The organism is Streptomyces sp. NBC_01445 (assembly GCF_035918235.1).
In the GTDB taxonomy this organism is placed as follows: Bacteria; Actinomycetota; Actinomycetes; order Streptomycetales; family Streptomycetaceae; genus Streptomyces.
In genome coordinates, this window is record NZ_CP109485.1 from 2,575,673 (window position 1) to 2,593,226 (window position 17,554).

Here is a 17,554-nt window from a genome sequence, read left to right on the forward strand (position 1 = left end):
ATCAGTCCGTCGGCTCCGGGGGGCCCAACTCCGGGTGGGCGTCCAGGAGCCGGCCCGGGGCGGCCTGACGCCAGGAGTCCGTGAGGATGTCACGCAGCTCGTCACCGTCGTCGAGCGCGGCGAGCCTCACCCGCACCCACGCGAAGCCCGCCTCGTGGTCCGCGATCCAGAACTTCTTCGGCTCCGCGAGAACCAGTTCGTCGCGCTCCACCTTGGGGCAGCGCACCGCGATGGAGGTCTCCTCCTCGGGCATCGTGGCGAACATCTTCCCCGCGACCCGGAACGTCGGCATGCTCCAGGCGATCTTCTCCGTCACCTCTGGCAGGCCAAGTGCGATGGAACGTACGTCGTCGGCGTCTTGCATGGAGGAACCGTAACCAAGCCCACTGACAACCCGCCGGTCGGAGCGCATACGCAGGACAGCCGGCCCACCGGTTCGATTGTGAGGACGCCGGGTCCCCGCGAACAACGGCCAGCCGGCCCACCAGTTCAGGCGCCACCGGCGCCGGGCCCCCGCGAACGACTGCCGGTCGACCCACCGGTTCAAGCACCCCCGGCGCCGGGCCCCCGTCCCCGCGAACGAAGACCGGCCCGCCCACCCGTTCAAGCGCCACCGCCACCAGGCCCCGCGAACAACGGCCAGTCGGCCCACCACTTCAGGCGCCACCGCCGCCCCCGCGATCGGCAGCCAACCGTTCCACCGCTTCGACGGCGACCGCCACCCGATCCCCCGCGATCGCGCCGCCCTCTCCCCACCCCCTGGCCCGTTCCGACCCATTGCCCCCTCTCCGCCCGGAACCTACGCTGTGCGATGCCATCGGGAAAGCGCTTTCTAAGCTTCGGCTTCCAGGCGCTCCGGCATTCCCGCAGCACTCACCGCACGCCCGAGTCGGCCACCGGCCAACAGCCCAGGGAGCGCCATGAGTTCTACGAGTTCCGCCACACCCGTACCGTCCGGGAGACACGGTCCTCCCGCGCTCGCCATGCGAATCCCCCGCGGGCGACGCCGTCCATGCTCGCCCTGGACCGTCCTCCTCGCGCTGATCGCGCTCGTCGTCGGCCTCGGTCTGGCGGCCCCGCCGCGCGCGGAGGCCGCCGCCTCGTACCGCGTGCTCGTCTTCTCCAAGGTCACGAACTTCGCCCACGACTCGATTCCCGCGGGCATCGACGCGATCAAGAAGCTCGGCAGCGAGAACGGCTTCGAGGTCGAGGCGACCGACGCCGCCGCCGCGTTCACCGACGAGAACCTCGCCCGCTTCAAGGCGATCGTCTTCAACAACACCAACTCGACGACGGAGACGGGCGATCTGCTCGACGCCGACCAGCGCGCGGCCCTCCAGAAGTACGTCCGTGGGGGCGGCGGCTGGGTCGGGCTGCACTCCGCGTCGGCCAGCGAGCGGGACTGGGGCTGGTACGAGGGGCTCGTCGGAGCCATCTTCGACCAGCATCCCGCCGTGCAGACGGGCCGGATCAAGGTCCTCGATCACGCGCACCCGTCCACGAAGGGGCTTCCGGAGCTCTGGGAGCGTACGGAGGAGTGGTACAACTGGCGCACCAACCCCACCGGGAAGGTGCACACGCTCGCGCAGGTCAAGGTGCGCGACGGGGTCACCGGCCTCGACGAGGGCGTCGATCACCCGTGGTCGTGGTGCCAGAACTACGACGGCGGCCGCTCCTGGTTCACCGCGGGCGGGCACGCCAAGTCGGCGTTCGAAGAAGCCGGTTTCCTCCAGCACATCCTCGGCGGCATTCAGTGGGCGGCCGGCGACAAGCCGGGTGACTGCTCGGCGACCAGGACCGGCAGTTTCCAGCGCACCCCGTTGGCCACGGCCGATCTCGCCGACCCCTTCGAGCTGGCCGTCGCGCCGGACCGGCGTGTGTTCTTCATCCAGCGGACCGGCAAGCTGAAGATCATCGATCAGGAGACGCTGAAGGTCACCACGGCGCTCGACCTCGCCTACACGCCCGAGATGACGAGTCAGTCGGACGGTCTGCTGGGGCTGGCGCTCGATCCGAAGTTCGGAGACAACCACTGGATCTATCTGTTGAACTCCGACAAGACCGAGAAACGGATCAACCTCTCGCGGTTCACCGAGTCGGGCGGCAAGGTCGATCCGGCGTCGGAGAAACGGCTGCTCACTGTGCCGACCTGGCGGGGCGAGGGGCGCGCCAACTCCCATATGGCGGGCTCCATCGCCTTCGACAACAAGGGTGACCTCTACATCGCGACGGGCGACAACACCGACCCCTTCGCCTCGGACGGGTTCAACCCGATCGATGAGGGCGAGGGCCGTCGCGCCTGGGACGCGCAGGGCACCGCGGGCAACACGAACGACCTGCGCGGCAAGGTGCTGCGGATCACCCCGAAGGCCGACGGGACGTACGGCGTCCCCGAGGGGAACCTGTTCGAGCCCGGCACCGACAAGACGCGCCCGGAGATCTACGCGATGGGCATGCGCAACCCGTTCCGGATCACGACCGATCCGGTCAGCGGCGCGCTGCTCGTGGGTGATTACGGTCCCGACGCGCGCAACGCGGTGGCCGACCGCGGGCCTGAGGGAACCGTCGAGTTCAACCGCATCACCGAGGCGGGGAACTACGGCTGGCCGTACTGCATCGGCGACAACACCCCGTTCAACGACTACGACTTCGAGTCGAAGAAGTCCGGGGCGAAGTTCGACTGCGGCCACCTCGTGAACGACTCGCCGAACAACACCGGCCTGCGCGACCTGCCGCCCGCGCACGCGGCGTCGGTCTGGTACGCGTACTCCGCCTCGGAGCAGTTCCCGGAGCTCGGCACCGGCGGCGGTGGCCCGATGAGCGGTCCCGTGTACGCCTACGATCCCGCGAACCCCAACAAGGCCAAGTTCCCCGAGTACTTCGACGGGAAATGGTTCAACTACGAGCTGACCAGGCAGTGGTTCAAGACCTTCTCGATCCAGGAGAAGGACCAGACGTTCACGGATCCGCGGTTCGCGCCCGCCAAGGCCGGTGACCTGCAGTCCATCAACTCCGTGTTCGGCGACATGAAATGGAACCAGCCCTTCGACGCGGACTTCGGTCCCGACGGGGCGCTGTACGTCATCGACTTCGGGCTCGGCAGCGGCACGGGCCGCGGCGGCAGCAACGAGGGCGCCGGCATCTACCGGATCGACTACGTCGCCGACAGCCGCCTGCCGGACGCGCGGGCAGCCGCCGCGCCGGACAGCGGCTCGGCACCGCTCGCCGTCACGTTCTCCAGCGAGGGCTCGGGCCTGCCGGACGACAAACCGGTCACGTACGCCTGGGACTTCGACGGTGACGGCACCACCGACTCGACCGACGCGAACCCGAAGCACACGTACACGAAGAACGGCGTGTTCACGGCCCGGCTGACGGTGACCGGGCCGACGGGGCTCACCGGACTGGCCGTGCAGGACATCACTGTGGGGAACACGCGGCCCAAGGTGACGATCCAACAGCCGCCGAACGGTGGGACGTTCAGCTTCGGCGACACGATCCCGTTCAAGATCAAGGTGACGGACCGGGAGGACGGGCGTCCCATCGACTGCTCACGCGTCGTCGTCCAGTCCCAGCTCGGCCACGACTCCCATCTGCATCCGCTGGACAACTACACGGGGTGCGCCGGGGAGATCGTGACGGATGCCGGGGACAGCCACGGTCCCGGCCAGAATCTCTACTACGGCATCAGCGCCCAGTACGAGGACAAGGGCGGGGCAGGCGGCGTGCCCGCGCTGACCGGGTCCGCTTCACTCTCGCTGCGCACGTCGTTCCGTGAGGCCGAGCACTACACGAAGACGGGCGGCGCGCACGACGGTGTCGTGGTCGCGAGCCGCGCGGACGCCTCGGGCGGCAAGCGGCTCACCGAGATCGAGGACGGGGACTGGGTGTCCTTCGACCCCGTGCACCTGAAGGGCGTCGACTCGGTGACCGTGGGCGCCGCGTCGGGCGGGATCGGCGGCGACGTCGAGTTCCGCGTGGGCTCCCCCACCGGCAAGCTGCTCGGCAAGGTGTCCGTCCCGAACACGGGAGACTGGGGCAACGTGGTGTCCCCCACCACCCAACTCGCCGACTACGACGGCACGTTCCCGCTGTACGCCGTCTTCACCAACCCGCAGTGGAGCGCCGACAAGCCCGACCTGTTCGCGGTCGACTGGCTGCACTTCAACGGGCCCGGGGTCGAGAAGCACGCCGGCGCCAAGGTGAAGGTGACCTCGACACCGGAGAGCGGAGCCCCACCGCTCACCGTCGCGCTCAAGGGCACGGTGAAGCTCCCGGAGGGCCGTACCGCGGCCTCGTACCACTGGGACTTCGGGGACGACGTCAAGCCGGGCGGTACGGAGGGTGCCGACGCTCAGCACGCGTACGCGCGCGCGGGTGCGTACACGGCGCATCTGACCGTCACCGACGACAAGGGCGACACGACCACCGGCTCGGTCCGGATCACGGTGAAGTGAGGGGTGAGGAGTGGCATGAGAAGCAGTAGAAGAGCCTTTCTCGGTACGTCCTTGGGGCTCGCGGCGGCAGTCGGTACAGGGCTGCCCGCGTCGGCCGGGCAGCGGCGGCGCATCCCGCGCGGCGGCATCGGCATGCACCTCTACACGATGCGTGACGTCCTCGCGACGGACTTCGCCGGCACCGTGGAGCAGCTCGCGGAGATCGGGTACGCGACGGTCGGTGTGAGCGGGCGGCACGGCTACGGGGCGGCGGACATCCGGCGGATGCTCGACACTGTCGGCCTGCGCGCGGTCCTGGAGCATGTCGCGTACACGACGCTGACCGGCAGCGGCCTGCCGCAGGCGCTGGACGATCTGCACACCCTGGGCGCCAAGTGGCCGGTGGTGCCCAGCCTGCCCGGTTCGATGCACAGCACGGCCGGATACCGGGAAGCGGCAAGGGAGTTCAACCGGATCGGGGCCGCGTCACGCGAGGCGGGTCTCGGCCCGGTCCTGTTCCACAACCACGACGGCGACCACGACGTAATGGACGGGGAGAACCTGTACGACATCCTCGTCCGCGAGACCGATCCCCATCTGGTCGCCTTCGAGCTGGACGTGTACTGGGCGTCGAAGGGCGGCGCGGATCCCGCAGAGTACTTCGTGCGGCACCGGCGCCGCTTCCCCGCCCTGCACGTGAAGGACATGGCGCCCGACGGCGGGTTCGCCGACGTGGGGTCGGGGACGCTCGACTTCCCCGCCATGTTCGACAAGGCGCACGCCGGCGGCGTCAAACAGTGGCTCGTGGAGCACGACACCCCGAAGGACCCGTTCGCGACAGCCCGCAACAGCTACGAGTATCTGGCGGCGCTGCGGTACTGAGAAGGCCGGTGCAGGAAACCAGAAAAGGGACCCCGTGCCCCGTGACGCTTGCGGAACAGCGTCACGGGGCACGGGGATGCCGGCTGCTGGTTGTGCAGGTTGATGAGTGGGCGTAGCCGCGTGGGAGTGGGTGGCGTCACCAGCATGTGAATGGCCGCGGCTTCACGCCGAAAAGCGAGTCCCATTCTGGTGCGGCTGGACTCGTCAGACCACACCTTCACCACCAAGTTCCGCATCCCGCGCCACATGTGGGACGCCAACGCAACTGCCGCCGCACGCAAACGGGTTGATCGCAGTGCAGACCTCGTCGATCATGTACGCGAGTTCATCCGCCGCCCGCGGCAATATGCAGGAACTCACCGAGCTCGAATCGGCGGAGCAGAAACTCGCTGAGCGCCGCGCACGCGAGGGTGGCCGGCCGAAGAGGAAGTCAAACGCATGAGCATCTGGTCGAGCGTGCCGGGGCCGGACATCCTCGCCCTCAACGGGGCGGACGACGCAGCGAACTATCACGCCGAGGGTGAAGCCACGATCAACGTCGACGTGGCCACGAACGGCCTCCATGACCACATCCGGCTCGCCCTGTTCTTCGGCTGCCCCGAGGTGGATGCGCTGCTCTCACCGGCCGCCGCACGCATGCTGCGCGATCGACTGACCGCGGCACTCGGCGACGAATCCACCGCATGACCACGGCCCCGCACGGAACCACCAGGCGGGGCCGCTGCGTGAGGCCTCGCTACCCCTGCGTCGAGTCGTCCGTGATCTCCACAGACACCTTCGCACTCGCCATCGCCGTACTGATCACGGACGGCGTGTAGTTCAAGCTCGTCCGATCCGACAGCTCGGCAGTCTCGATAATCGGGCCGGACTCGTCGCCGTGGATCTCGTGCGGGCAGACGTTCCCGGGGTGTCGACCGCGATCAGGCGTTGCGCGCGCTCGCCGAGGGCGTCGCCGTCTGCCCGCGCTGCCGGCCGGACACGGAGCTCGGCGTCCTCGATCAGGGCCGTTCCGGCGGGTCACGGGGCCTGCGGAGCTATGGACGTGCGATGCGCCGGGTGCCATCATCACGCTGCCGTCGGGCATGGGCCCGGCACGCAGGGGAGAGACCGTGACGCTGTACATCGCTGTGCCTCTTGTGCTGTTGGCGTTGCTCTACGCTGCCTCCGGCGTTGCGGCGGTTACTCGCGGCTGGGTGCCCCCCATGAACCGCCGCCATGTTCACGCCCCGCGGATCTACGGCTGGGGACAGCTGACGGTGGCCTTCGCGCTGTGCTGGGAGGCGGCCTTTGGGGTGTTGATCAGCGATTCGGGCATTTGGCCGTCGGCACCGCTGGTCGGCAGCGCGATTCTCGTGGCCGGCTTCATCGTCATGATGGTGGGGCAGCGCGCCGGTGGTAAGCGCGAGCGCGGCGGTACGCCGTGAATCTTGTCCGAGCGGTCTCGTCGGGAGTCGGATGGCATGGGCTGCAGCTGTGGCGGTGCCGTTGAAGATGCAGCCGCACATGTCATAGCGGGCGGCTTGGCCCCTGTCATGGGAGAGCCCTTCCGGCGGTGCCCCACGGCCCCTAGGCTCGCCGTCGGATCACGGGGCATAGATGTCAACTGGGGGCGCAGATGGGCTTCTTGATAGGGATCCTGCTGATCATCGCAGGAGCGCCGCTGGTCGGCGTCATCGGCACCTGGATCGAGGACGCCGGACATGTCATGGCAGGCAAGACGATCTCCGTCGGTGGGTACCTGGCGGTGCTCGGCGTCGCGGCATGGCTGATCATCAGCTCTTTCTGACGCCCGTAACGCCGCGACACGTGTGCGGTGCGTCGCTAGGAGAGGCTTGCTCTCTTCGACGACATCGGGGACGGGTGGCGTCGCCGTGGATGCGGTGTGTACCTCCATGTGGGGCGGTGAGTAGTGGCGCAGGCCCCCACTAGCGCAACGCGCATGATGACTCGCTATGACGCCGCTTCGGTGGTGATCGGTAGGCGCGCCCTCGGCTACTCGATCCGGCGGCGGACGACACCGCCCGGCTACGACCGGAGCGATCGTCGTGGGCATCGGACCGTCCAGGCCGATCACCGTGTCTCAGTGCGTGAGGTACCCCCGCCGTCCCGTCATGGAGCGTGCACACGATGCGCCTCGCCTGACCTGGACAACGAGAACGCGGGAGACCAGCGCATCCAACACCGTTCGGGATGGGCGCAGTTCCAGGACATGAGTCCAAGACTCATGTCCTGGATGCTGTTCAGGAACGGTCGCTGCCGTGCGCGTAAGGCGTACGTGCACGTCGTAGGCGTGCCGGTGTGCGCTCAGTCGTGCGCCGAGACCGCCCCCAGGAGCTCGCGGATGCGGCCCGTCGCCGTGCGGAACTCGGGGGTCGCGAGCGTCTGCGCGTAGTCCCGCTCGGCCGGCAGGCCGACGTCGATGATCTCGGTGACGGTGCCGGGACGTGGGCTCATGACGACGACGCGGTCCGCGAGGTAGACGGCCTCCGGGATGGAGTGGGTCACCAGGAGGACAGTGGTGCGGGTCTGGCGCCAGATGCGGTTCATCTCGACGTTGAGCTGCTCGCGGGTGAGCGCGTCGAGCGCGCCGAACGGTTCGTCCATGAGGAGGACGGGCGGCTCGTGCAGCAGGGCCCGGCACAGGGCGACCCGCTGCTGCATCCCGCCCGACAGCTCGTGCGGATACGCGTCCTCGAAGCCGGTGAGCCCCGTCATCCGGATCAGTTCGTCGGCACGCGCGCGTGCCGGTTCGGTGGCCATGCCGCGCATCTCCGCCTGGAGGAGGATGTTGCGGCGCGCCGAGCGCCACTCCAGGAGGGCCGCGCGCTGGAACACGTACCCGATGTCGTGGCGCGGGCCGCGCACCTGCTCGCCGTAGAGGCTGACCTCACCGGACGAGGGCGAAAGGAGGCCCGCGACGAGCTTGAGGAGCGTGGACTTGCCGCAGCCGGAGGGTCCGACGATGGCGACGAACTCGCCCGAGGCGACGTCGAGCGAGACGTCGGTGAGGGCGGTGACGTCCTTCTTCTTCGTCCGGAAGCGGACGTCGACGTCCGCCACGCGCACGGCGGGCCCGACGTGTGCGCTCGCTGTACCGGCCTTCTTCAGTGTCGCGTCCTTCGGCATGGTGCAGCTCTCCTTGTGGGCTGTACGGGACGGGTGCTCAGCCCTTGATCCCGTTGGCCGAATCCCAGTAGTCCGCCACCGGCTTCGCGCTCTTGACCATGCCGGCCTGGGCGAAGACGTCGATGGTCTGCTGCCAGTCGGCCTCGGTGTTGGCGCCGGGCGCCTTGCCCTGCGTCGCGTCCGTGTGCAGGAGGGTCAGGGTCGTCTTGAACTGCTCGGACAGCACGTTCTCCGGCGGGAGTTGCTCGGACGCGCCCTTCATGGAGGCGACGGCCGGCTCGGGGCTCTTCTCCGCGGCGGCCCAGGACTCGCTGACGGCCTCGACCATGCGCTTGGCCAGATCGCCCTTGCCCTGAAGGGTCTTGGGGCCGGCGATGAGCCCGTTCGAGTAGAAGTTCAGGCCGTGCTCGGAGAAGCGGAGGTACGAGACGTCCTTCTTGGCCTTGTCCTGCATGGTGGGGCCCTGGTCGCTCGCGTAGCCGAGGAGGGCGTCGGTCTTGCCCGAGATGACGGCGGCGATCTTGCCGGCGGGGTCGGTGTTCTGGACCTTGACGTCCGACTCGGAGAGACCGTTCTTCTTGAGGAAGATGGGGAACGTCTTGGAGAGCGCGTCGCCCGCCGTCCCCGCGATGGTCTTGCCCTTGAGGTCCGACGGGGACTTGATGTTCTGGCTCGCGAAGGACTGCACCGAGGCGGGCGTCGTCTGGAGGAACACGCCGAGACTCTTCACGTTGACGCCCTGGTCCACGCCCGCGAGCACCGCTGGCGTGTCGGCCCAGCCGAAGTCGGTCTGGCCCGCGCCCGTGGCCTGCACGGTCTTCTGCGAGCCCTGTCCCGCACGGATCTCCAGGTCGATGCCGTGCTTCTCGAAGATCTTCTGCTTCTTGCCGTAGTAGAACGGCGCGTGCTCGCCGTACGGGTACCAGTTGAGCGTCAGCGTGACCTTGTCGAGCTTCTTGCCGGAGTCGCTGGTCGACGTGGAGCCGGAGTCGTCGCCGCAGGCCGTCACCGTGAGGGCGACGAGCGTCAGGGGGACGAGTCCGGTCAGGAGTCTGCGCGCGTGCATGGGGCGGCCCTTCTCGCGACGGTCGGTGAGTGGTCCGGGGAGGTTCCCGGGGTGCCGGCGTTCAGTACGCCGTGGTCGCCGCGACGTCGCGGCGGCTCGCGTGCCACGGCAGGAGCAGCTTCTCGGCGATCTCGACGAGGACGAACAGCACGACCCCGATCAAGGACATGACGAGCAGTCCCGCGAAGAGCATCGGGGTGTCGAGGTTTCCGTTGGCCTGGAGGATGACGTAGCCCAACCCCTCGTTGGCGCCCACGAATTCGCCGACGACGGCGCCGGTGACGGCGAGCGTGACGGCCACCTTGAGGCCGGAGAACAGGTGCGGCAGGGAGGCCGGGAAGCGGATCTTCCGGAAGGTCTGCCAAGGGCTCGCGCCCATCGTCGCGGAGAGCTGGAGCATCTCCGGGTCGACGGCCTTGAGTCCGGTCACCATCGAGATGACGACCGGGAAGAACGCGATGAGTACGGCGATGAGGATCTTCGGCGCGATGCCGAAGCCGAGCCAGACCACGAACAGCGGCGCGATCGCGATCTTCGGGACGACTTGGGCGAAGAGCAGGATCGGATAGAGGGTCTTCTCGACGGTCGACGAGTAGACCATGATCACGGCGGAGAAGATGCCGACGCCCACGGCGATGACGAAGCCCAGCAGCGTCTCGTACGTGGTCACCCAGGTGTGCTGCCAGAGGTAGTCCGGCTTGTCGAGGATGACGTCGAGGGTCCGGCCCGGCGACGGCACCAGATACGGCTCGACCAGCTCAGCCGCGGCGATCACCCACCAGGCGACGAAACAGACGACGAGCAGTGCGACCGGGCGCCAGCTCCGCTCGGCCATGTCCGCGGCACGCCGGCCGAGACCGGGCCCCTGCCGGTCGGCAACTCCCGCTGTTTTGGCGGGAGTTGCTGGCAGTGTGCTCTGACTCACGATGAACTCCTACGGAATCGGGAGGCAGTTGAGGAGAGCTGAGGTAACAGAATTCCCGAGGTAACGGAACAACAGGTGGGACGGTAACGAAGAGGGGAAATCGCTTTCAGAAAGCGCTTTCTGGTACGATGTCAGCCACGCTAATGACTCGTGGAGCACAGGGTCAATAGGCCGTTCCGAAGTTTCCTGCGACCGGTGCCGCGACCGGAATCCGAGGGGGCAGAGTGAGCGAACCGCACGGGCACCCGCAAGAACCGCACGTGACTCTCGACGCGGTGGCCCGCACGGCGGGGGTCTCCCCCGCGACGGCGTCCCGCGCCCTGAACGGAACCACCCGCGTCCGCGACGACCTGTTACGCCGGGTCCGCGCCGCGGCCGACGAACTCGGCTACATCCCGAACGCCCACGCGCAGGCCCTCGCCAGCGCCTCCAACAACACGGTCGGCGTCATCTGCCACGACGTGGGCGACCCGTACTTCGCCGCGATCGCCAGCGGCATCATGGCGCGGGCCGCCGAGCGCGGGCTGCTGGTGATGCTGTCCAGCACGTTCCGCGCGCCCGAGCGCGAGATCGCGTACATCTCCATGCTGCGCGCGCAGCGGACCCGCGCGATCCTGCTCATCGGCTCCGGCTTCCAGGACCCCGCGTGGGAGCGTTCGCTGGAGTCCGAGATCGCTCCCTACCTACGCGGCGGGGGCCGGGTCGCCGTCGTGAGCCGGCACCGCAGTCTGCGCGTCGACACCGTACTGCCGGAGAACCGGGCAGGGGCGGCGGCGCTCGCCCGGGCCCTGCTCGGCCTCGGGCACCGGGAGTTCGGGGTGCTCGCCGGGCCCGCACGGCTGACGACCGTCGCGGACCGGCTGACCGGATTCCGGCAAGGTCTCGCCGAGGCGGGGGTCGAGCTGGCGGACGAGCGGGTCGTCGAGGGCGCCTTCACGCTTGACGGCGGATACGCGGCGGCGAGCGAACTGCTGCGCCGCGCACCCCGGCCCACGTGCGTCTTCGCCGTCACCGACGTGATGGCCGTGGGGGCGCTCGCCGCGTTCCGCGACCACGGGCTGCGCGTCCCTCAGGACATCTCGCTGGCCGGCTTCGACGACATCCCGCTGGTCCGCGAACTGACCCCGCCCCTCACGACGGTGGCCCTCCCCCTGACCGGCATGGGCCGCGCCGCCCTCGACCTCGCGCTGCGCGAACCGCGGGGGCCGCGCTCGCGGGTGGAGCGGATCGTGGGTGAGGTGCGGATACGGGCGAGCACGGGGACACCGGAGTGACCCGGGGCCTGCGGGCCCGCTTACTCCGCCGCTTCCCCCAGCGCCTCCAGTACCGGCCTGATCAAGGGGTGCTCCTCCGCTCCGCAGCGGACCGCCGCGAAGACCCTGCGGGTCGGGGCCACCCCGTCGACCGGGCGGACGACCGCGTCGGACAGGTCCATGCCGCGCAGCGCCGAGCGCGGCACCAGGGCGACGCCCGCGCCCGCCGAGGCGAGGGCGACGACGGCGCGGAAGTCGTCCGAGGAGTGTTCGACCCGCGGCTGGAAACCGGCGTGCTCGCAGGCCAGGACCACCACGTCGTGGCACGGGTTGCCAGGGAAGGGGCCGATCCATGTGTCCTTGGCCAGCTCGGCGAGCGGCACCCGGTCGGACGCCGCGAGCCGGTGCGCGGCGGGAAGCACCGCGTCGAACGGCTCCGCGTACAGCGGTACGCGCGTGAGGCGGGCGTCGTCCGCGCCCGGCGCCCCCCGGTACTCGACGGCGACCGCGACGTCGACCTGCCGGTCGAGGACCATGGGCAGGCTCGCGTCGCCCTCGGCGTCCTGGACGCGGATGCGGATGCCGGGCGCCGTCCGCGCGAGGCGGGTCAGGGCCGGTGCGACGACCAGGCCGATCCCGGTGGCGAACGCGGCGACGGTGACCGTGCCGGCCGCCCCCGAGCTGTACGCGGCGAGCTCGGCCTCCGCCCGCTCCAGCTGGGCGAGGACCGCGTTCGTGTGCGTGAGCAGGATCTCGCCCGCCGGGGTGAGCCGGACGCCTTTCGCGCCCCGCTCGACGAGCCGGTGGCCGGTCTCCTGCTCCAGGGCGGTCAGCTGCTGGGAGACCGCCGACGGGGTCAGATAGAGCGCGGCGGCAGCCGCCGTCACGGTGCGGTGGTCGGCCACCGCACGGAGGATGTGCAGCCGCCGCGCTTCGATCATGCGACCGATTCTCCCAAATGTGCCGCCGATGTCCGAACCGGGGCCCGCCCGGCGGATCAGGCCGGAACCGGGTGGCCGTGAATGTCCGTGCCGGCGAACGGGGTCATGGGGGTCCCGCTGCTCCTCAGGAGCTTGGGGAGGGCGTGCCAGACCCCGTGCGCCGGCATGATCGGCCGGACAGGCCCCAGGTCAGCTCGCCGCCCCGGCGGACTCCCCGTCGAGCTCCGCGCGCGCCGCGACGAAGGCGTCCACGGCCCGGTTCACGTCCTCGGTGGAGTGCGCCGCGGAGAGCTGGACGCGGATGCGGGCCTTGCCCTGCGGGACGACCGGGTACGAGAAGCCGATCACGTACACGCCGCGCTCCAGGAGCAGCTCGGCCATGCGGCCCGCGACGGACGCGTCGCCGATCATGACGGGCGCGATGGCGTGGTCGCCGGGCAGGATGTCGAAGCCCTCCTGCGCCATGCGCGTGCGGAAGAGCGCCGTGTTCGCGGCGAGCCGCTCGCGCAGCTCGCCCGCCGACTCCAGGAGGTCGAGGACCTTGAGGGACGCGGCCGCGATCACCGGGGCGAGGCTGTTGGAGAAGAGGTACGGGCGCGAGCGCTGGCGCAGCAGCGCGACGATCTCGGCGCGGGCCGCGACATAGCCGCCGGAGGCGCCGCCGAGCGCCTTGCCGAGAGTGCCGGTGATGATGTCGACGCGGTCCATGACGCCGTGCAGCTCGGGGGTGCCGCGGCCGCCGGGGCCGACGAAGCCGACGGCGTGCGAGTCGTCGACCATGACCATGGCGTCGTAGCGGTCGGCGAGGTCGCAGATCTCGCGCAGCGGCGCCACGTAGCCGTCCATGGAGAAGACGCCGTCGGTGACGATGAGGCGGCGGCGCGCGGACTGCGCCTCCTTCAACTGCTGCTCCAGGTCCGCGAGATCGCGGTTGGCGTAGCGGAAGCGGCGGGCCTTGGAGAGGCGGATGCCGTCGATGATCGAGGCGTGGTTCAGCGCGTCGGAGATGACGGCGTCCTCTTCGCCGAGGAGCGTCTCGAAGACGCCGCCGTTGGCGTCGAAGCAGGAGGAGTAGAGGATCGTGTCCTCCTGGCCGAGGAACGCGGACAGGCGCGCCTCGAGCTCCTTGTGGACCTCCTGGGTGCCGCAGATGAAGCGGACGGAGGCCATGCCGTAGCCCCAGCGGTCGAGTGCCTCGTGGCCGGCGGCGATGACCTCGGGGTGGTCGGCGAGGCCGAGGTAGTTGTTCGCGCAGAAGTTGAGGACCTCGCCGGGGCGGCCGCCCGCGGTGACGGCGACCGTCGCGGACTGCGGGGTGCCGATGACGCGCTCGGGCTTGTGCAGGCCCGCGGCGGCGATCTCGTCGAGCGTGGCCTGGATGTCTTCGCGTACGGAGTTGAACATGCGTCTTCCTTTAAAGAAGAGGTCGGTCGGGAGGTCGGGGCCGGCCGGGTCAGACGGTCCAGTCGAGGATGACCTTGCCGCCGCGGCCGCTCGCCGCGTCGTCGAAGGCCGCCTCGAAGTCACGGTGGCTGTAGCGGCCCGTGATCACGGGGGCGAGGTCGAGGCCGCCCTCCAGGAGGACCGACATCGCGTACCAGGTCTCGAACATCTCGCGGCCGTAGATGCCCTTGATCGTGATCATCGAGGTGACGATCCGCGACCAGTCGACGGCGAACTCCTCGGCAGGCAGACCGAGCATGGCGATCTTGCCGCCGTGGGTCATGTTGGCGATCATGTCGCGCATGGCGACCGGGTTGCCCGACATCTCCAGGCCGACGTCGAAGCCCTCGCGCAGGCCGAGGGAGCGCTGGCCCTCGGCGATCGTCGACTCGGCGACGTTCAGGGCGAGGCTGACGCCGATCTTGCGGGCCAGGTCGAGCCGCTCCTCGCTGACGTCGGTGACGACGACGTTGCGGGCGCCGGCGTGCCGGGCGACGGCCGCGGCCATCAGGCCGATGGGGCCCGCGCCGGTGATCAGGACGTCCTCGCCGACCAGCGGGAACGACAGGGCGGTGTGCACGGCGTTGCCGAACGGGTCGAAGATCGCGGCCACGTCGAGGTCGACGGGTACCCGGTGGACCCACACGTTGGTGGCGGGCAGGGCGACGTACTCGGCGAACGCGCCGTCGCGTCCGACGCCGAGCCCGACCGTGGAGCGGCACAGGTGGCGTCGCCCGGCGAGACAGTTGCGGCACTTGCCGCAGACGAGGTGGCCCTCGCCGCTGACGCGGTCGCCGATGGCGATGTCGGCGACGTCACGGCCGGTCTCGACGACCTCGCCGACGAACTCGTGGCCGACGATCAGCGGCGCGCTGATCGCCTGCTGCGCCCAGCCGTCCCAGTTGCGGATGTGGAGGTCGGTGCCGCAGATCCCGGTCCTGAGGACCTTGATCAGCACATCTCCGTGGCCGATGGACGGCTCGGGCACGTCCGTCAGCCACAGACCCGGCTCGGACTTCTCCTTGACCAGCGCCTTCAACGCACCGCTCCCGTCGTCGCACCCCGCGTCGCGGCAGGCCGGGACCGACCGCCGTGCGAGGGGAAGAGTGAAATGACAGCACGGGCGGGCGCCTTGGTGCGGCTACGGCGCGCCCTGCTGCCGACGGGGCAAATCTGCCGTACGGCGGCGCTCTTGGTCCATCGAGGATTTCTTAAGCGCCGCCGCAGGTTTCCTTCAGGCCGCCACCGGAGCTACGGGTGGACCAGTACGTGGGCGAGTGCCACGCGTCCCGTTCCCGTGAGCTTGATCCGTACGTAGCGGGCCTCGGTGCCCTTGCCGGCGTCCAGGACGGTGGGCCGCAGGGCCTTGCCCGGGACGTGGAGGGTGGTGGTGTCGGCGAAGTCCGCCGTGCGGGACAGCTGGACGTCGAAGCCGGTCGTGGTCATCGAGATGTTGTTCCAGACCTCGACCTGGCCGACATGCTGGACGGAGCCCAGGTCGACCTGCCACCAGGCGCCCGGCTCGGACAGGGTGCGGGTGTCGGTGGAGGTGTCGCCGTCGGTCGCGGCGGCCGCGGTGGCGGTGCCGTCCGTGGAGGACTGCGAGGCGGTGCCGGTGCGGGCGAGGTCGGGGCGCAGCTGTTCGACGCGGCCGTGACCCTGGGCTCCCGCCGTGGCGGCGACCTTCAGCGCGTCGGCGGGGAGCCGGTCGAGCTTGGTGTGGTTGTCGGTCATCGCCGAGCCGGTGCCGGCGAGTGCGGGGGCGTCGGTGTCGGTCCAGTTGCCGGTGGCGTGGTTGTCGATGCCGTAGTCGGCCCAGTTGGACACCCACTTGTAGCCGAGCCGGGTGAGGACATTGCCCTCGACGCGGATGTGGCTGGACTGTTCGTCGAGGTAGATGCCGTTGCCGTCGCGCTCGGTGTTGCCGAAGGCGCTGCGGTTGATGTAGTTGCCGGAGATGACGGTGCCGGGCTGGGCGCCCTGGGTGTAGATGGCGCCGCCGTCGTGCTGGTCGTGCTCGACGCGCATGACGTTCGTGATCCGGTTGTCCGTGATCCGGTTGTCGCGCAGGACGGACTTCTGCGCCTCGGGCTGGTTCCAGCCCCAGCCGACGGAGATGCCCGAGTAGGGCAGGTCGTCGAGGGTGTTGTGGTCGATGACGGTGGCGGCCTCGTAGCCGGCCCAGATGCCGACGGCGTCGGTGAACTCCACTCCGGTGCGGCGGATGGCGTTGTACGCCACCGTGTTGCGCGCACCCACGAGTTCAGCGGCCGGCATGGGTTCCGTGTCCCCTATGTAGGCGGCTCCGGAGGACAGATCGGTGAACCGGGACCGGGTGACCATCGAGTCCTGCGTACCGGCCTCGAACACCACGCCGGCGCCGCCGAGGTGGCTGAACTCGACCTGGTCGACGGCCACATGCCTGCCGCCGCGCACGGTGAGGGCGGCGGAGGGCTTGGTGTAGTAGCGGCCCGCGTGATCGACGGGGCCGGTGGCGCCGGTGAGCACGAGTCCCGCCTGCATCCCGGCGTAGCCCTCGTCGGTGGAGGGCTGGTGCCAGGCCGCGTACTGAAGGCCGATGCCCTCGACGCGTACGTCGTGGGCGCCGTCGAGGACGAGGAGCCGCTCGGTGGCGGGGGTGACGGCCTTGGCGCGGCGCATGTCCTCGCCCTTGCGCGGCAGGTACGTGAGGGTGCGGGCGTCGGAGTTCCAGACGAACTCGCCCGGCTGGTCGAGGAGTTCGGGCGCGTTCTCGAAGTAGGCGACCTTCGTGTAGCGCGACGAGTCGACCGTGGTGGTGTCCCAGGCGGGGCCCGTGCGGTTCGTTCCGGATGCGGAGTTGGTCCAGCAGGGCTGGGCGAAGGTCAGGACGTCGCCGGTGACGGAGTCGATGCGGCAGTGGTAGTTGCGCCAGCGGACGCTGATGACGGCCTCGGCGTCGGTGGGGCGGGCCCAGGAGGCGATGCCGGTGGCTGTCGCGCCGGTCATGCCGGTCTTGGTGGCGTCGCACACGGAGGCGGCACACGAGGCACCGCGTGCCCGCACGGCTCGTACCCCGTCGACGAAGAGCTGGCGGGGCGTGACGCCTTCGGGGACGTGCGTGGTCCAGGTCCCGTCGGTGTTGTTGTCCCAGCTCTTGAGGGTCCTGCCGCCGGAGAGGACGGGGTGGGCGCCTCGCGCGGCGGTCCAGGTGACCGTGTGCCCGTCGCGCCCGGAGTCGGCCGCGCCGAGCTCCAGGGATCTGCTCAACGCGTAGGTGCCGTCGGCGAGTTCGACGCGCACATCGCGCCCCTCGACGGTGCGGGCGGCGTCGCGGGCGCCGTCGAGGGAACAGGGGCGGCCGTGCGTGCAGGCAGTGCCGGAGCCGTCGGGGGCGGCGTGCAGGACGCGGGGGGACGGGTCGGCGTGTGCGGCGGGGGCGGTGGACAGGAGGGCGGCCGTGGCGGCGAGGGCGACGGCGATGCGGGTGCCGTTCATGGTCG

The 17,554-nt window shown here is 69.9% G+C and carries 15 protein-coding genes; 7 read left to right on the forward strand and 8 right to left on the reverse strand.

Going from position 1 to position 17,554, the window contains the following annotated elements; all coding sequences use genetic code 11:
- Nucleotide 1 precedes the first annotated feature (1 nt).
- Nucleotides 2-364: an MmcQ/YjbR family DNA-binding protein gene (locus tag OG574_RS12015; RefSeq protein ID WP_100591733.1), complete on the reverse strand. Its 363-nt coding sequence runs from the start codon at nt 362-364 to the stop codon at nt 2-4.
- Nucleotides 365-983: 619 nt separating this feature from the next.
- On the opposite strand from OG574_RS12015, the gene OG574_RS12020 reads away from it, so the two are divergent.
- From OG574_RS12020 to OG574_RS12045, 6 genes are all read left to right on the forward strand, one after another.
- A complete protein-coding gene (locus OG574_RS12020) occupies nt 984-4,457 on the forward strand; it encodes a ThuA domain-containing protein (protein WP_326773196.1) in 3,474 nt (1,157 codons plus the stop codon).
- A 15-nt stretch (nt 4,458-4,472) separates the two neighbouring features.
- Complete coding sequence (locus OG574_RS12025) at nt 4,473-5,318, forward strand: sugar phosphate isomerase/epimerase family protein (protein ID WP_326773197.1); 846 nt, start codon at nt 4,473-4,475, stop codon at nt 5,316-5,318.
- A 438-nt stretch (nt 5,319-5,756) separates the two neighbouring features.
- Complete coding sequence (locus OG574_RS12030) at nt 5,757-6,005, forward strand: hypothetical protein (protein WP_326773198.1); 249 nt, start codon at nt 5,757-5,759, stop codon at nt 6,003-6,005.
- A gap of 240 nt (nt 6,006-6,245) precedes the next feature.
- Nucleotides 6,246-6,431, forward strand: a complete 186-nt coding sequence (locus OG574_RS12035) for a hypothetical protein (protein ID WP_326773199.1) — start codon at nt 6,246-6,248, stop codon at nt 6,429-6,431.
- The gene (locus tag OG574_RS12040) at nt 6,428-6,742 is read left to right on the forward strand and encodes a hypothetical protein (RefSeq protein ID WP_326773200.1); all 315 of its coding nucleotides are present in this window, start codon (nt 6,428-6,430) and stop codon (nt 6,740-6,742) included. Before OG574_RS12035 ends, OG574_RS12040 begins: the two co-directional genes overlap by 4 nt.
- A 191-nt stretch (nt 6,743-6,933) precedes the next feature.
- Nucleotides 6,934-7,104, forward strand: coding sequence for a hypothetical protein (locus OG574_RS12045; protein ID WP_326773201.1), 171 nt, complete (start codon nt 6,934-6,936; stop codon nt 7,102-7,104).
- Between the two features lie 518 nt (nt 7,105-7,622).
- On the opposite strand, the gene OG574_RS12050 is transcribed toward OG574_RS12045, so the two are convergent.
- From OG574_RS12050 to OG574_RS12060, 3 genes are all read right to left on the reverse strand, one after another.
- Nucleotides 7,623-8,444, reverse strand: a complete 822-nt coding sequence (locus tag OG574_RS12050) for an ABC transporter ATP-binding protein (protein ID WP_326773202.1) — start codon at nt 8,442-8,444, stop codon at nt 7,623-7,625.
- Between the two features lie 37 nt (nt 8,445-8,481).
- Nucleotides 8,482-9,510 (reverse strand): ABC transporter substrate-binding protein, encoded by a 1,029-nt coding sequence (locus tag OG574_RS12055; protein ID WP_100591729.1) that lies wholly within the window; start codon nt 9,508-9,510, stop codon nt 8,482-8,484.
- A gap of 61 nt (nt 9,511-9,571) precedes the next feature.
- Nucleotides 9,572-10,435 (reverse strand): ABC transporter permease, encoded by an 864-nt coding sequence (locus tag OG574_RS12060; RefSeq protein WP_326773203.1) that lies wholly within the window; start codon nt 10,433-10,435, stop codon nt 9,572-9,574.
- 260 nt (nt 10,436-10,695) lie between these two features.
- Here OG574_RS12060 and OG574_RS12065 point away from each other — a divergent pair, with 260 nt between their 5' ends.
- Nucleotides 10,696-11,709, forward strand: a complete 1,014-nt coding sequence (locus tag OG574_RS12065) for a LacI family DNA-binding transcriptional regulator (protein WP_326773204.1) — start codon at nt 10,696-10,698, stop codon at nt 11,707-11,709.
- 20 nt (nt 11,710-11,729) lie between these two features.
- On the opposite strand, the gene OG574_RS12070 is transcribed toward OG574_RS12065, so the two are convergent.
- The 4 genes from OG574_RS12070 to OG574_RS12085 form a co-directional block, all read right to left on the reverse strand.
- On the reverse strand, nt 11,730-12,629 hold the full coding sequence (locus OG574_RS12070) for a LysR family transcriptional regulator (protein ID WP_116507520.1): 900 nt from the start codon (nt 12,627-12,629) through the stop codon (nt 11,730-11,732).
- 189 nt (nt 12,630-12,818) lie between these two features.
- The gene (locus OG574_RS12075; RefSeq protein ID WP_326773205.1) at nt 12,819-14,033 is read right to left on the reverse strand and encodes a glycine C-acetyltransferase; all 1,215 of its coding nucleotides are present in this window, start codon (nt 14,031-14,033) and stop codon (nt 12,819-12,821) included.
- A 49-nt stretch (nt 14,034-14,082) separates the two neighbouring features.
- The gene (tdh, locus tag OG574_RS12080; RefSeq protein WP_326773206.1) at nt 14,083-15,111 is read right to left on the reverse strand and encodes an L-threonine 3-dehydrogenase; all 1,029 of its coding nucleotides are present in this window, start codon (nt 15,109-15,111) and stop codon (nt 14,083-14,085) included.
- 212 nt (nt 15,112-15,323) lie between these two features.
- Complete coding sequence (locus OG574_RS12085) at nt 15,324-17,549, reverse strand: right-handed parallel beta-helix repeat-containing protein (protein ID WP_326773207.1); 2,226 nt, start codon at nt 17,547-17,549, stop codon at nt 15,324-15,326.
- Nucleotides 17,550-17,554: the final 5 nt, after the last annotated feature.

Coding starts and splice junctions, on each gene's coding strand:
- OG574_RS12015 (WP_100591733.1), bottom strand. CDS start 364: ATGCAAGACGCCGACGACGTACGTTCCATCGCACTTGGCCTGCCAGAG.
- OG574_RS12020 (WP_326773196.1), top strand. CDS start 984: ATGCGAATCCCCCGCGGGCGACGCCGTCCATGCTCGCCCTGGACCGTC.
- OG574_RS12025 (WP_326773197.1), top strand. CDS start 4,473: ATGAGAAGCAGTAGAAGAGCCTTTCTCGGTACGTCCTTGGGGCTCGCG.
- OG574_RS12030 (WP_326773198.1), top strand. CDS start 5,757: ATGAGCATCTGGTCGAGCGTGCCGGGGCCGGACATCCTCGCCCTCAAC.
- OG574_RS12045 (WP_326773201.1), top strand. CDS start 6,934: ATGGGCTTCTTGATAGGGATCCTGCTGATCATCGCAGGAGCGCCGCTG.
- OG574_RS12050 (WP_326773202.1), bottom strand. CDS start 8,444: ATGCCGAAGGACGCGACACTGAAGAAGGCCGGTACAGCGAGCGCACAC.
- OG574_RS12055 (WP_100591729.1), bottom strand. CDS start 9,510: ATGCACGCGCGCAGACTCCTGACCGGACTCGTCCCCCTGACGCTCGTC.
- OG574_RS12070 (WP_116507520.1), bottom strand. CDS start 12,629: ATGATCGAAGCGCGGCGGCTGCACATCCTCCGTGCGGTGGCCGACCAC.
- OG574_RS12075 (WP_326773205.1), bottom strand. CDS start 14,033: ATGTTCAACTCCGTACGCGAAGACATCCAGGCCACGCTCGACGAGATC.
- OG574_RS12085 (WP_326773207.1), bottom strand. CDS start 17,549: ATGAACGGCACCCGCATCGCCGTCGCCCTCGCCGCCACGGCCGCCCTC.